8 protein-coding genes are annotated in these 13,035 nt (G+C 70.0%); 6 read left to right on the top strand and 2 right to left on the bottom strand.

Annotated features, from left to right (window positions below; all coding sequences use genetic code 11):
• Window positions 1-11 precede the first annotated feature (11 nt).
• The 4 genes from ACIRRA_RS06390 (at window position 12) to ACIRRA_RS06375 (ending at window position 7,724) form a co-directional block, all read left to right on the top strand.
• Window positions 12-2,768 carry a circularly permuted type 2 ATP-grasp protein gene (locus ACIRRA_RS06390; protein WP_402763917.1) on the top strand — a complete coding sequence of 919 codons (2,757 nt, stop codon included), beginning with the start codon at window positions 12-14 and terminating at the stop codon, window positions 2,766-2,768.
• The gene (locus ACIRRA_RS06385; RefSeq protein ID WP_402763914.1) at window positions 2,768-3,643 is read left to right on the top strand and encodes a transglutaminase N-terminal domain-containing protein; all 876 of its coding nucleotides are present in this window, start codon (window positions 2,768-2,770) and stop codon (window positions 3,641-3,643) included. Before ACIRRA_RS06390 ends, ACIRRA_RS06385 begins: the two co-directional genes overlap by 1 nt.
• Before the next feature lie 198 nt (window positions 3,644-3,841).
• Window positions 3,842-5,644 carry a 2-isopropylmalate synthase gene (leuA, locus tag ACIRRA_RS06380; RefSeq protein WP_402763911.1) on the top strand — a complete coding sequence of 601 codons (1,803 nt, stop codon included), beginning with the start codon at window positions 3,842-3,844 and terminating at the stop codon, window positions 5,642-5,644.
• 136 nt (window positions 5,645-5,780) lie between these two features.
• Window positions 5,781-7,724, top strand: a complete 1,944-nt coding sequence (locus ACIRRA_RS06375) for an AAA family ATPase (protein ID WP_402763909.1) — start codon at window positions 5,781-5,783, stop codon at window positions 7,722-7,724.
• A gap of 83 nt (window positions 7,725-7,807) precedes the next feature.
• Here the strand turns inward: ACIRRA_RS06375 and ACIRRA_RS06370 are convergent, their stop codons facing one another.
• Both ACIRRA_RS06370 and ACIRRA_RS06365 read right to left on the bottom strand, forming a co-directional pair.
• Complete coding sequence (locus tag ACIRRA_RS06370) at window positions 7,808-8,797, bottom strand: LLM class F420-dependent oxidoreductase (protein WP_402763906.1); 990 nt, start codon at window positions 8,795-8,797, stop codon at window positions 7,808-7,810.
• Between the two features lie 76 nt (window positions 8,798-8,873).
• Window positions 8,874-9,773 (bottom strand): LysR family transcriptional regulator, encoded by a 900-nt coding sequence (locus tag ACIRRA_RS06365; protein ID WP_402763903.1) that lies wholly within the window; start codon window positions 9,771-9,773, stop codon window positions 8,874-8,876.
• A 327-nt stretch (window positions 9,774-10,100) separates the two neighbouring features.
• Here ACIRRA_RS06365 and ACIRRA_RS06360 point away from each other — a divergent pair, with 327 nt between their 5' ends.
• Window positions 10,101-11,078, top strand: coding sequence for an EamA family transporter (locus tag ACIRRA_RS06360; RefSeq protein WP_402763900.1), 978 nt, complete (start codon window positions 10,101-10,103; stop codon window positions 11,076-11,078).
• A gap of 126 nt (window positions 11,079-11,204) precedes the next feature.
• Window positions 11,205-12,971: an FAD-dependent oxidoreductase gene (locus ACIRRA_RS06355; protein ID WP_402763898.1), complete on the top strand. Its 1,767-nt coding sequence runs from the start codon at window positions 11,205-11,207 to the stop codon at window positions 12,969-12,971.
• The last annotated feature ends 64 nt before the right edge of the window (window positions 12,972-13,035 follow it).

Below are 13,035 nucleotides of genomic sequence, written 5' to 3'. Positions count from 1 at the left end.
AAGTGGTAGCGGTGACAGTGCTCGAAGCAGTGCCACCCGGCGAGGAGTTCGCGAATTACCGTGCCGCCGCGGCCGATACCGGCGCTCGCGACGCCTGCGGCCTGGCCACCGGCGGCTTCTACGACGAACTCGTCGATCACGACGGCCGCCTGCGCAGCCTGTGGGCCGACCTGTCCGCCGACTTCCTGGACCAGGGCCGGGCCGGACTGCACCGCATCGACGGCCGGGTCCGGCGGCTGATCGAGGACGACGGCATCACCTACACCGAACTGACCAGCTCCGAGGAGCCCGCCACGCCCTCGCCGTGGCGGCTCGACCCGATTCCGCTGCTGCTCTCCGACACCGAGTGGGCGGCGCTGGAATCCGGTGTGGTGCAACGCTCCCGGCTGCTCGACGCGGTGCTCGCCGACGTGTACGGCCCGCGCCGCACCCTCACCGAGGGCCTGCTGCCGCCGCAGGTGGTCTTCGCGCATCGCGGCTATGTTCGTGCCGCACACGGTATTTCACTGCCCGGCCGGCATCAGCTGTTCCTGCACGCCTGCGATGTCAGCCGCTGGAGCGACGGCGGCTTCCGGGTGCTCGCCGATTGGGCGCAGGCGCCCTCCGGCGCGGGCTATGCGCTGGCCGACCGCCGCGTGGTGTCCGCCGCCATTCCCGAGGCGTTCGAGCTGGCCAGCCCGCGTCCGCTCACCCCGTTCGTGCGGGCCATGCGGCTCATGCTCATCGAGGCCGCGCCGCACGGCGCCGACGAGGACCCGGTGGTCGTGGTGCTGAGCCCCGGTGTGCACTCCGAAACCGCCTTCGATCAGGCGTATCTGGCCTCCGTGCTGGGCTTCCCGCTGGTGGAGAGCGCCGACCTGGTGGTACGCGACGGCCGGCTGTGGATGCGCTCGCTGGGCACGCTCGAACGGGTCGACGTGGTGCTGCGCCGCGTGGACGCCGAGTTCTCCGATCCCCTGGACCTGCGGCCGGATTCACGATTGGGCGTGGTGGGCCTGGTGGAGGTGCTGCGTCGCGGCGCGGTCACGGTGGTCAACACCCTGGGCAGCGGGCTGCTGGAGAATCCGGCGCTGGCCGCGTTCCTGCCGCGCCTGTCGCGGCGGCTGCTGGACGAGGAACTCACTCTGCCCGGCATCGAATCCTATTGGGGCGGAGACGATTCTGAACGCTCTCACCTGGCGGTCAACCTGCACCGCCTGATCCTGCGCTCCACCGTGGACGGCACCACGGTCTTCGGTCCCATCCTCACCGCCGTGCAGCGTGCGCAGTGGCGGGCCCGCATCGAGACCGAGGGCTGGAAGTGGATCGGCCAGGAACCGGCCCGCTTCTCGGTCGCCCCCGCGGTCGACGGCTCCGGCGGACTCGCCGCCGCCCCCGTCGCCGTCCGCCTGTTCTCCCTGGCCGGACGTGTCGGATACCGCATCATGCAGGGCGGATTGGGGCAGCTGCATCAGCGCGGCGGACCCGAGGGCGTGGTGGGGGAGGTCGCCGCCAAGGACGTCTGGGTGCGCGCCGCGCCCGCCGCCGTCCCGGCCGTGCCCGCGGCGACCGCCGAGGTGCCCGAGGAGCGCGAGCGCCGGGTGGCCGCGGTCGCCTCGATGGAGGTGGTCAGCTCGCCCCGTGTGCTCAACGACCTGTTCTGGCTGGGCCGCTACGGCGAGCGCGCCGAGGTCACCGTGCGCCTGCTCAGCGCCATCCACGAACGCCACCAGGACTACCGCTACCGGCCGTGGCTGGAGGGCGCGGCGGCCATGCCCGTCCTGATGGCCGCCCTCGCCCGCATGACCGGCACGACCCTGGCCGAACCGAAGCTGCCTGGCGTGCCGAAACCAACTGCCGTGCAATTGGATTCATCGGAGCGTCGGCGCGGGCGCCGCCAGCCCGAGGCGCAGACCCGATCAGGATCCCAGCCGCCGCGGCGGCGCGAATACTCCGACGAGCCGACCGTCCCGATCGCGCTGCCCGGCGCGTCCCGCCGCGACCACGACTACCTGGTCTCCCTCACCGTCGACCGAGAGGTTCCCGGCTCGCTCGCGTTCTCCGTGGAGCGCTACGCGAAAGCCGCGCGCGCCGTGCGTGATCAGCTCTCTCCCGACACCTGGATGGTGCTCGGCTCCATCGATCGCGCCCTGTCGGAGTACCGCGCTGTCCGCGGCGATCGCGGCGCGGCGCTGTCGGCCGTGCACTCCCGCGCCCTGTCCGCCCTGTTGTCGCTGACCGGCATCGACGCGGAATCGACCGTGCGGGACACGGGGTGGCACGTCATGGACATCGGCCGCCGCATCGAGCGCGCGCTGGCGCTGTCGGCCCTGCTGACCTCCGCCCTCACCGGCGCCTACCCGCCGGAGGTCGGCCGGGTGCTGACCGACGCGGTCCTGCAGGCGACCGTGTCCGCGGTGAGTTACCGCCGCCGGCACGGTGATTCGGTCCGCATCGCCGCCGTCGCCGGACTGCTGCTGTTCGACGGGCACAATCCGCGCTCGCTGGCCTACCAGCTGGAACGCCTCGAGGACGACTTCCCGGCGCTGCCCGGGGCCTCCGGATCCTCACGCCCGCAACGACTCCTGGCCGATGCCCAGCGCATGCTGCGCCGCGTCGACCCGGCCGAGCTGGAGACCGTCGCGGACGGCCGCCGCACCGAACTGGCCGAGCTGCTCGACGGCGTCCACCTGCGGCTGCGCAAACTCTCCGAATCTTTCGAGGCGAGCCGGCTGTCGGTGCCGCGCGAGATCCAGCCGCTGTGGGGCTCCGCCCGGGTGGTGGGCTGATGCGCCGCTATCGGGTGCTGCACCGCACCGTCTACCTGTACTCGGACGTGGTCAGCAGCTCCTACGGCCGCGCCTACCTGACGCCGCGCGAGTTTCCGGGACAGCGGTTGCTGTCCCACGACATTCGTGTCGATCCCCTCCCGTCGGATCGATCGGTCGGCACCGACGTGTACGACAACACCACCCTCTACTTCCACGTCACCGCCGAACATCGCCGCCTGGAGGTGACCGGCGAATCCCTCGTCGAAGTCGGCGCGTCCGCCGCGCCCGCCGCGCAGCCGGCCTGGGAGCAGGCCCGCCCGACCGCCGAGAACGGCCCGCTCGCCGTGGAATTCACCCTCGACCTGACCCCGCCCGAGATCATCCCCGAGGTCGCCGCCTACGCCGCCGAATCCTTCCCGCCCGGCCGCCCGCTGCTGGACGCGGTGCGGGAACTGACCGCGCGCATCCACACCGACTTCGCCTACGAATCCGGCTCCACCACCGTCAGCACCAGCGTCGCCGACGTCTTCGCCGCCCGCCACGGCGTCTGCCAGGACTTCGCCCGTCTCGGCATCGCCTGCCTGCGCTCCCAGGGCCTGGCCGCCCGCTATGTCTCCGGCTACCTGTCCACCGACCCGCCCCCGGGCAAGGAGCGCATGGTCGGCGCGGACGCCACCCACGCCTGGGCCGCCGTCTGGCTCCCGGGCGGCGCCGGGCACTGGATCGGCTTCGACCCCACCAACGACCAGTTCGCCGACGACCGCTACGTCACCGTCGCCTGGGGTCGCGACTACGCCGACGTGCCGCCCCTGCGCGGCATCATCTATACCGACGCCAAGGAATCGACCATCACCGTGTCGGTCGATGTGGCGCCGATCGCCGCCGATGAGTGACGCACTCGCACCGTGGCCCCGCCTCCCCGACTTCCGGGCGTCTATCGCGCCCCTGTAAGCTCGCGATCATCATGCAGCGGGCACTTCTCCTCGGCCGCCGCGACGGGGTCTGATTCGGACCGGCTCCCGTCGCGGGGATCTGCCGTGCCGGTCTACCCCAAACCTGGGATCCAGCCACACCCTCGGAGATAAATCGCCATGTCAGCCGCTGACGCTTTTGTATCCGGTACGCGGTCCATCACCGCGCCGTCCAAGCCCGCGCCCGCCGACCAGCCCGCCTGGAACACGCAGAAGAACTCCTCCATGCCGGTCTTCCGGTACCGGCCCTTCGCCGAGGAGGTCGAGCCGGTCACCGTGCCCGACCGCACCTGGCCGGACAAAATCATCGACCGCGCGCCCGGCTGGTGTGCCGTGGACCTGCGCGACGGCAACCAGGCGCTGATCGACCCGATGAGCCCCGCCCGCAAGCGCCGCATGTTCGACCTGCTGGTGCGCATGGGCTACAAGGAAATCGAGGTCGGCTTCCCGTCCGCCTCCCAGACCGACTTCGACTTCGTCCGCGAGATCATCGAGGACGGCGCGATTCCGGCCGACGTCACCATCCAGGTGCTGACCCAGTCCCGGCCCGAGCTGATCGAGCGCACCTTCGAGGCCTGCGCCGGCGCGGCCAATGTGATCGTGCACTTCTACAACTCGACCTCGATCCTGCAGCGCCGCGTCGTCTTCCGCGCCGACCGCGACGCCGTCAAGAAGATCGCCACCGACGCCGCCGAGCTGTGCCTGGAGGTCGAGAAGCGCTACCCGGACACCAACTGGCGCTACGAGTACAGCCCGGAGTCCTACACCGGCACCGAGCTGGACTACGCCCGCGAGGTGTGCGACGCGGTCTCCGAGATCATCGCGCCGACCCCGCAGAAGCCGCTGATCATCAACCTGCCGGCGACCGTGGAGATGGCGACGCCCAACGTCTACGCCGACTCCATCGAGTGGATGCACCGCAACCTGGCCCGCCGCGACTCCATCGTGCTGTCGCTGCACCCGCACAACGACCGCGGCACCGCCGTGGCCGCGGCCGAACTGGGCTACCAGGCCGGCGCCGACCGCATCGAGGGCTGCCTGTTCGGCAATGGCGAGCGCACCGGCAATGTCTGCCTGGTGACGCTGGGCATGAACATGTTCTCGCGCGGCATCGACCCGCAGATCGACTTCTCCAACATCGACGAGATCCGCCGCACGGTCGAGTACTGCAACCAGCTGCCCGTCGCCGAGCGTCACCCCTACGGCGGCGACCTGGTCTACACGGCCTTCTCCGGCTCGCACCAGGACGCCATCAACAAGGGCCTGGACGCCATGAAGGCCGCCGCCGACGCGCAGGGCGCCGACGTGGACGACATCGTGTGGGAGGTCCCGTACCTGCCCATCGACCCGAAGGACGTGGGCCGCACCTACGAGGCCGTGATCCGGGTGAACTCGCAGTCCGGCAAGGGCGGCGTGGCCTACATCATGAAGACCGATCACGGGCTGGTGCTGCCGCGCCGGCTGCAGATCGAGTTCTCGCAGGCCGTGCAGAAGCTCACCGACGGCGAGGGCGGCGAGGTCACCCCGAAGGAGATGTGGGACGTCTTCTCCGAGGAGTACCTGACCCCGATCCTGCCGCTGGAACGCATGCGCCAGAAGGTCACCGCCTCCGAGACCGACGGCGGCGTCGATCACATCGAGGCCGTGGTCAAGGTGGACGGCGTCGAGCACGCCGTCTCCGGCGAGGGCAACGGCCCACTGGCCGCCTTCGTCGACGCGCTCGCCACCATCGGCTACGACGTGCGCGTGCTGGACTACAGCGAGCACGCCATGTCCTCCGGCGACGACGCCCAGGCCGCCGCCTACGTCGAATGCGCCATCGGCGATCAGGTCACCTGGGGTGTCGGCATCGCCACCTCCATCACCACCGCCTCGCTGCGCGCGGTCGTCTCCGCAGTCAACCGCGCTGCCCGCAAGGCCTGAGCGAAATCGCAGGTAGGAGAGCCCGTCTCGACGTTGTCGAGGCGGGCTCGCCGCGTCCGGACGGGTCAACAATGCTAGCGTTGGGGCGCATTAGCGCCGAGCTCTCTGTTCGAGCCGTCGAGCAGATGGGGGACACGTGACCACGAAAGATCAGAATTCGACCTCTAAGCCTGTGCAGGGCAAGGGGGATACCGACGACGCCGTCAAGGTGGCCGATGTCGAGGCCGAGCAGGTCGCGGTGCAGGCCGACGGACAGGCCGAGAACAACGGCGCGGCGAGCGATTCCGAGGAGCAGGTGGCCGGATTCTTCCCGCCGGTGCCGGATTCGATCGACCGGGCCGTGCCGCACAACGGTCCCTTCCCGGGGCCCTACGGGCCGGGCGGGCCGGGCGGCCACAACCCGTTCGCAAGCGATGGCCACAATCCGTTCGCGCCGGGCGGTCCCGGGCCGTACGGCCAGCCGGGCTTCCCGCCCGCCGGCGCGTTCCCGCCGCCGGATGCCGGGCAGTTCGCGCCGCCGCCGAATCCCGGTGCGCCGGGCGGTTTTCCGCCGCCCGGTGCACCGCTGGGTGAGGTGCGCGAGCAGACGCCCTACGGCGAGATCCGGCAGGAGATCGGCAGCGACGGCATGGTGCGCCGGGTGTTCGCCGAGCCGCCGGGCGTGCCGGGTGACGGTGAGAAGCCCGGGGAGCCGGGACATTTCGGTGGTCCGGGACAGCCGGGGCAGTTCGCGCCGTCCAATGATCAACCGGGCGGGCCGATCTACAGCTGGTCGCCGCCCCCGGCCGCGCCGCCGCTGCAGACCCAGCTATCCCAGCCGCAACCCCAGGTCGGTTTCCAGCCGGGCTGGAATCCGCAGCCACAGCAGGGTTTTCCGCAGCAGCAGGGCGGTTTCGGGCAGCAGTTCGGGCAGCAGCCGATGCCTCCGGGGCATTCGGTCAATGATCTGAACCTGTTGAAGCGGGCCAAGCGGGCGCCGCGCAGCGGGTGGCGGCGGGCCGTGCACAAGGCGTCCGGCGGTGCCATCAACCCGGGCGAGTCGGCCGCGGACGTGGTGTACCGGCAGCTGGTGGACCGGGTGAACCAGCCCGTCCGCGGGGACTACCGGATCGCGATCCTGTCGCTCAAGGGCGGCGTCGGAAAGACCACCACCACGGTCGGTCTGGGCTCCACCTTCGCCTCGCTGCGCGGTGACCGGGTGATCGCCATCGACGCCAACCCGGACCTCGGGACGCTGGCGCACCGGGTGCCCCGGCAGACCCGTTCCACGGTGCGAAACCTGTTGGAGGACGGGCACATCTCGCGGTATTCGGATGTGCGCGCCCACACCTCGCAGGCGCCGAGCCGACTGGAAGTGCTTGCCAGTGAACAGGATCCGGCCGTGTCGGAGGCGTTCTCCGAGGCGGACTACCGCAAGGCCATCGGCATCCTGCAGCAGTTCTACAACATCATCCTCACCGACTGCGGCACCGGCCTGATGCACTCGGCCATGTCCGGCGTGCTGGATATGGCCAGCTCGCTGGTGCTGGTGACGTCCCCGGCCATCGACGGCGCGCGCAGTGCCTCGGCCACCCTGGACTGGCTCGACCACCACGGCTACCACAAGCTGGTGGAGCGAACCGTGGTGGTGGTCAACGCCTCTCGCAAGGGTTCCTCCACGGTGGACCTGGACCAGCTGCGCAAGCTGTTCCTGGACCGGACCCGCGCGGTGCAGGTCGTCCCGTTCGACGACCACCTGGCCGAGGGCGCGGAGATCGACCTCGAATTGGTCGGCAAGCCCACGCGGCGGGCCCTGCTGGAACTGGCCGCCATGGTGGCCGATGATTTCGGCTATCAGGCTGCACAGCAAGGGTTCCCGCCGCAGGGCAGCTTCCAGCGGCAGCCCCCGCAGGGTGGATTCGTGCCGCAGCAGGGCGGCGGTTATCCGCCACAAGGTGACGGCGGTTACCCGCCACAAGGTGACGGCGGCTATCCGCCGCACGGCGACGGCGGCTATCCGCCGCACGGCGACGGCGGCTATCCGCCGCACGGCGACGGCGGCTATCCGCCGCACGGCGAGGGCTTCCGGCCGCAGGGCTGATCCGGTATCGAACGACGAAATGCCCCGCAGTTCAACTGAACTGTGGGGCATTCCTATGAGTCGGCCTCGGAAAGGGGAGCGGGTCAGCCCCGGACCAGGGGAGCCAGGGCGCGCCCGGCGAGTTCGACCGCGCCGGCCTCATGGCCGTTGGTGACCATGTTCACGATGATGCCGTCGATGCCGTGGTCGAGCACCCGGGACTGGATCTGCTCGGCGACCTGGTCCGGGGTGCCGACGAACTGGCGGTCCGCCGGGGTGTTGCGCAGGGCCTCGTTGGGCATCGCGCCCAGATCGGTGATGCCGATGCGGGCCAGTATCTCGGCCTGGGTCTTGCGGGCGCGGTCGCCGTCCTCGTCCACGATGACGAACGCCAGGAAGCTGGTCTCCAGGGTCTTCGGGTCGCGGCCCGCCTCGTCCAGGCGCGCGTGCAGGGCCTCGAGCTTGCGGGGGATCTCCGAGGCATTGCAGATGATGTTGAGGTGGTCGGCGAAGCGGGCGGCCAGGCCGAAGGTCTTCTTCTCGCCACCGCCGCCGAGCAGGATCGGCAGGTCGTCGCGCACGCGCGGCTCGTTCATGGCGTTGTTCGTGCGGTACCACTTGCCGTCGAAGGTGGAGTGCTGCCCGCGCAGCATCGGGGCGATGATCTCGAGGGCCTCCTCCAGCTTCTCGAACCGCTCGGTGAAGGTGCCGAAGTCGAAGCCGTAGGCCTGGTGCTCGAGCTCGAACCAGCCCGCGCCGATGCCCAGCACGGCCCGGCCGCGGCTCACCACATCCAGGGTGGTGACGGTCTTGGCGGTGAGCGCCGGATTGCGATAGGTGTTGCCGGTCACCAAGGCGGACAACTGGATTCGCTCGGTCGAGGCGGCCAGGCCGGACAGCGCGCTGTACGCCTCCAGCATGGGCTCCCCGGGCGCGCCGAGCAGCGGCAGCTGGTAGAAGTGGTCCATGACGAAGGCCGCGTCGAAGCCGGCCGCCTCGGCCTCCCGCGCCTGCGCCACCACCGCCGGGAACAGGTCCCGCGGCGCGACCCCGTAGCTGAAGTTCGGCATCTGATACCCGAGTCGAATGCTCATGCCGCAAAGGTAGAACCTGGAGTGCGCTCCAAGTCAACCGCTGATTTCCGATTCCAGGTCGCGCGGCGCGGCCGGGCTATTCGGTCCCGGTGGCGCGGCGGGCCGCGGCCTTGAACGCGGCGATGACCATTGCGACGGCCGGGCGCTTGTCGGCATGCGGGCGGGTGGCCAGATCGTAGACGCGGGCGGCGCGGACACCGGCCAGCCGGAGCATGACCAGGTCGGGGTGACGGACCGCGTGGCGGGGCATGAGGGCGACGCCGTAGCCGGTGGACACCAGCGCCTCGATGACGCTGAACTCGTTGAGCCGCTGTGCGATTCGCGGCTGCACGCCGGTCACGGTCGCGATCGAGCGCAGCACGTCGTCGACCGGGAAGCCGGTGCGGACGCTGATCCAGGTCTCGTCGGCCAGCTCGGCCGGAACCACCGCGCCCTGCCGGGCCAGCCGGTGATCGGGCGCGACCACCACGTCGATCGGCTCGCGCATGAGCACCCGCGAGGACACCCGCGGCCCGCTGAGCGAGGGCGCCCGCTCGTCGCGATGGGTCAGCACCACGTCGTAATCGGCCAGTAAGCGCGGCACCTCGCTGGGCGGCACATCCTCGTCGCGCGCCACCATCTCCACCCCGCTGTCCGCCAGCTCGGCCAGTACATGCGGCAGCAGCAGCGCCGCACCCGACGGGAACAACGCCACCCGCACCCGGCCGCGCGGTGACCCGCGATACTCCGCCATCTCGCTGACCGCCCGTTCCATGGCGGCGAGCACCTCATCGGCTCGCACCACCAGCGCCCGCCCCGCATCGGTCAGCCGCACCCGCCGCCCATCCGGCTCCAGCAGCGCCACCCCCGCCTCCCGCGCCAGCACCTTCAGCTGCTGAGACACCGCCGACGGCGTCATCGACAACGCCTCCGCCACCGCGGCAACCGTCCCGCGATCGGCCAATTCTCTTAGTACCCGCAGCCTTTCGAGCGACATGAGCGGCCCATCGGACCGCGCCGCACCGGACTCCTCGAGCTGTGCACGGCCGGCCTCCGCCGCTCCGCCCGCGCCTCGGCCGCCCGCTTGGACCGGGGCTGTGCCGGGAGGGCCCGGCTTGACACGCCGCGCCCGAATCGGGGCGGGGCCGGGGTGGGCTGTGGTCGCCGGTGCTTCCCGTGCGGCGGCCGGGGTGTCTCGGGGTACACGGCGTGGGGGTGGGACGGAGCGGGGTGGGTCGGGCTGGGGCATGGTTAAGTAGTACTACATTGTTGGTGCAGAATTATTCGATTGTTCTTATCTATTAGCGTTAGCAAGATTTTCGGCATGACCAATCGCGATCGACTGCTCGGGCTCACCGTCGTGGTGCTGTGGGGGTTGAACTTCCTGGCCATTCACGTGGGGCTGGAGCATTTCCCGCCGTTCTTCTTCGCGGGCCTGCGGTTCGCCGTGATCGCGATTCCGGTGCTGCTGTTCGTGCCGCGGCCGAGGGTGCCGTGGAAGTGGCTGCTGCTGTACGGGATCGGGTTCGGGATTCTGCAGTTCGCATTTCTGTTCACGGCCATGCGGGCGGGGATGCCGACGGGGCTGTCCTCCCTGGTGCTGCAGTCGTCCGCGCCGTTCACGGTGCTGCTGGGCGCGGTGTTTCTGCGGGAGCGGCTGCGTGGCATTCAGCTGGCCGGAATTGCGGTGGCCATGGCGGGTATGGCGGTGATCGGGTGGGACCGCTCGCACCACGCGGCACTGCTGCCGCTGGTGCTGACCCTGCTGGGCGGATTGGGCTGGGCCTTCGGCAATATCGGGTCCCGGCTGGCCGCGGCCTCATCCGAGCAGGTGAACCCGCTGCACCTGACGCTGTGGATGGCCGTGGTGCCGCCGATCCCCATGTTCGTGCTGTCCGCGCTCACCGAGGGCCCGGCCACCGGCTGGAACGACCTGATCGTCTCCTTCTCGGCGACCGGTTGGCCCGCTTTCGCGGCCCTGGCCTACATCGTCGCGCTGGGGACCATCGCGGGATCGGGGTTGTGGACCTATCTGATGAGCCGCTATCCGGCGGGCACGGTGGCGCCGCTGTCGCTGGCCGTGCCGGTGGTGGGAATCGCCGCCTCCTGGGCGTTCCTGCACGAGACTCCATCCACGTTGTCCCTGTTCGGGGCCATCGTCGTGATCGCCGGCGCCTTCACGGCCACCTCGGCGGGCCGCCGGGCCCGGGTGCCGGAGGCGGCGCTCGACACGCCCGGCCCCATCCGACCCGCCGAGCCGACACGCCGGTCAGAACTGGACCAGAATCTCGTCGAGGCCTAGCTGAGCAGTCCGATTTGCTGTGGTTCGCTCATCTTCCGGGCCTTCGGGATGAAATTTTCCACCCCAACCGACCATCTGTCTGCGACAGCTCCATAGGATGCGGACCAGGCGTGGGAGGTAACGGGTATGGCAGGACAGCGTTTGTCTGTCACGCGGCGATCAGTGCTGCGTGGAGCGGTCTCAGCCGGGGCAATGGCGGGAGCGGTGGCGGCGGGGGCCGCCCGCCCCACCGCCGCCCGGGCCGAGACCGGACGGCGAGTCGCGGTGCTGGGCGGTGGGGTCGCGGGTCTGACCGCGGCACACGAACTGGCCGAACGCGGCTTCGAGGTGACCGTCTACGAGCGGCGGGCCCTGGGCGGCAAGGCGCGCAGCATCGCGGTACCGGGCAGTGGCAAGGACGGGCGGCCGGATCTGTGGGGTGAGCACGGATTCCGGTTCTTCCCCGGCTTCTACCGCCACATTCCCGACACCATGCGGCGAATTCCGTTCGCGGGCAACGCCAATGGTGTGTGGGACAACCTGATCGCCGCCCCCGAGGCGCGGTTCTCGCGCAAGGACGCGGACGACACCATCATTCCGATGGGCAAGTTCGGCAAGCTCTGGTCGAGTCCGGACGACTTCCGCGAGACCGTCGGGTCGGCCATTTCGACCTCCACGAAAATGGGCACCAGCGATGCCCTCTATTTCGCGAGTCGCCTGCTGGTCTTCAACACCAGCTGCGACGCCCGCCGCTACGGGCAGTGGGACAACATGGCCTGGCGGGATTTCGTGGGCGCGGGCAGGCGCTCCAACGAATTCCGCATGCTGCTCTCGCGCACGCTCACCACGCTGCTGGTGGCCGCGCGGGAAGACAAGGCCAGCACCCTCACCATCGGCACCATGGGCGAGCAGTTCCTGGGCAATCCGCTCGAGGTCGGCAATGACGGCGCGCTCGACCGACTATTGAACGGGTCCACCAATGAGGCATGGATCGATCCCTGGGTGAACCGGCTCCGGGATCTCGGCGTCACCTTCGTCAACGCCGAGGTCCGGGGTCTGGATCTGGAGGGCGCGCGCATTTCCGGTGCGCGCGTGGTGGATTCCTCGGGAGCGGCCCAGACGGTCACCGCCGACCATTTCGTGAGCGCGCTGCCGGTGGAGGTGGCCCGCACCCTGTGGACACCCGAAATCCTGGCGCTGCGACCGGAACTGGCGGGCATGAGCCAGCTGACGGTGGACTGGATGACCGGCATCCAGTTCTTCCTCCGCCGCCCCACCGATATCGCGCGCGGTCACACCGCCTACGTCGACTCCCCCTGGTCGCTGACCTCCATTGCGCAGGGCCAGTTCTGGAACCGCACCCCGGTCACCGGCATGGGCGACGGCACCGTGCAGGACTGCCTGTCGGTCGACATCTCCGACTGGAACACGCCCGGCATGCTCTACGGCAAAACGGCCAAGGAGTGCACCCATGACGAGATAGCGCGCGAGGTGTGGGAGCAGCTGAAGGCGCACCTCAACGATCGCGCCGACCTGCTGCGCGACGAGGATCTGCACTCCTGGTTCCTCGACGCCGGCATCGCGTGGGACGCCGCGCAGCAGCGCAACACCAATGCCGATCCGCTGCTGATCAATACGGCGGGCTCGTGGGCGCTGCGCCCGGAATCGCATTCCGACTCGCTCCAGAACCTGTACCTGGCAGGCGATTACGTGCGCACCAATGTGGACCTGGCCACCATGGAAGGCGCGTGCGAGGCGGCTCGCGGCGCGGTGAACAAACTGCTGGAGGTGGCGGGTTCGGATGCCCCGCGCTGCAAGCTGTTCACGCTCTACCGCGCGGAGGTGCTGGAGCCGTTCCGGCAGCTGGACATCCAGCGGTACGCGGCGGGACAGCCGAACATGTTCGACACCTAGGGTGCTTCCTCACACCGGCGAAAAAGGCTGGTGTGAGGCCCGCGCGCCACGTTGAATCGGGAGC

The sequence above is a fragment of the Nocardia sp. NPDC101769 genome (genome assembly GCF_044766925.1).
Lineage (GTDB): Bacteria > Actinomycetota > Actinomycetes > Mycobacteriales > Mycobacteriaceae > Nocardia.
The sequence above is the reverse complement of the archived record's forward strand: the minus strand, read 5'-3'. Positions and strand labels throughout refer to the sequence as shown.

Coding starts and splice junctions, on each gene's coding strand:
- ACIRRA_RS06385 (WP_402763914.1), top strand. CDS start 2,768: ATGCGCCGCTATCGGGTGCTGCACCGCACCGTCTACCTGTACTCGGAC.
- leuA (WP_402763911.1), top strand. CDS start 3,842: ATGTCAGCCGCTGACGCTTTTGTATCCGGTACGCGGTCCATCACCGCG.
- ACIRRA_RS06370 (WP_402763906.1), bottom strand. CDS start 8,797: ATGAGCATTCGACTCGGGTATCAGATGCCGAACTTCAGCTACGGGGTC.
- ACIRRA_RS06365 (WP_402763903.1), bottom strand. CDS start 9,773: ATGTCGCTCGAAAGGCTGCGGGTACTAAGAGAATTGGCCGATCGCGGG.
- ACIRRA_RS06360 (WP_402763900.1), top strand. CDS start 10,101: ATGACCAATCGCGATCGACTGCTCGGGCTCACCGTCGTGGTGCTGTGG.
- ACIRRA_RS06355 (WP_402763898.1), top strand. CDS start 11,205: ATGGCAGGACAGCGTTTGTCTGTCACGCGGCGATCAGTGCTGCGTGGA.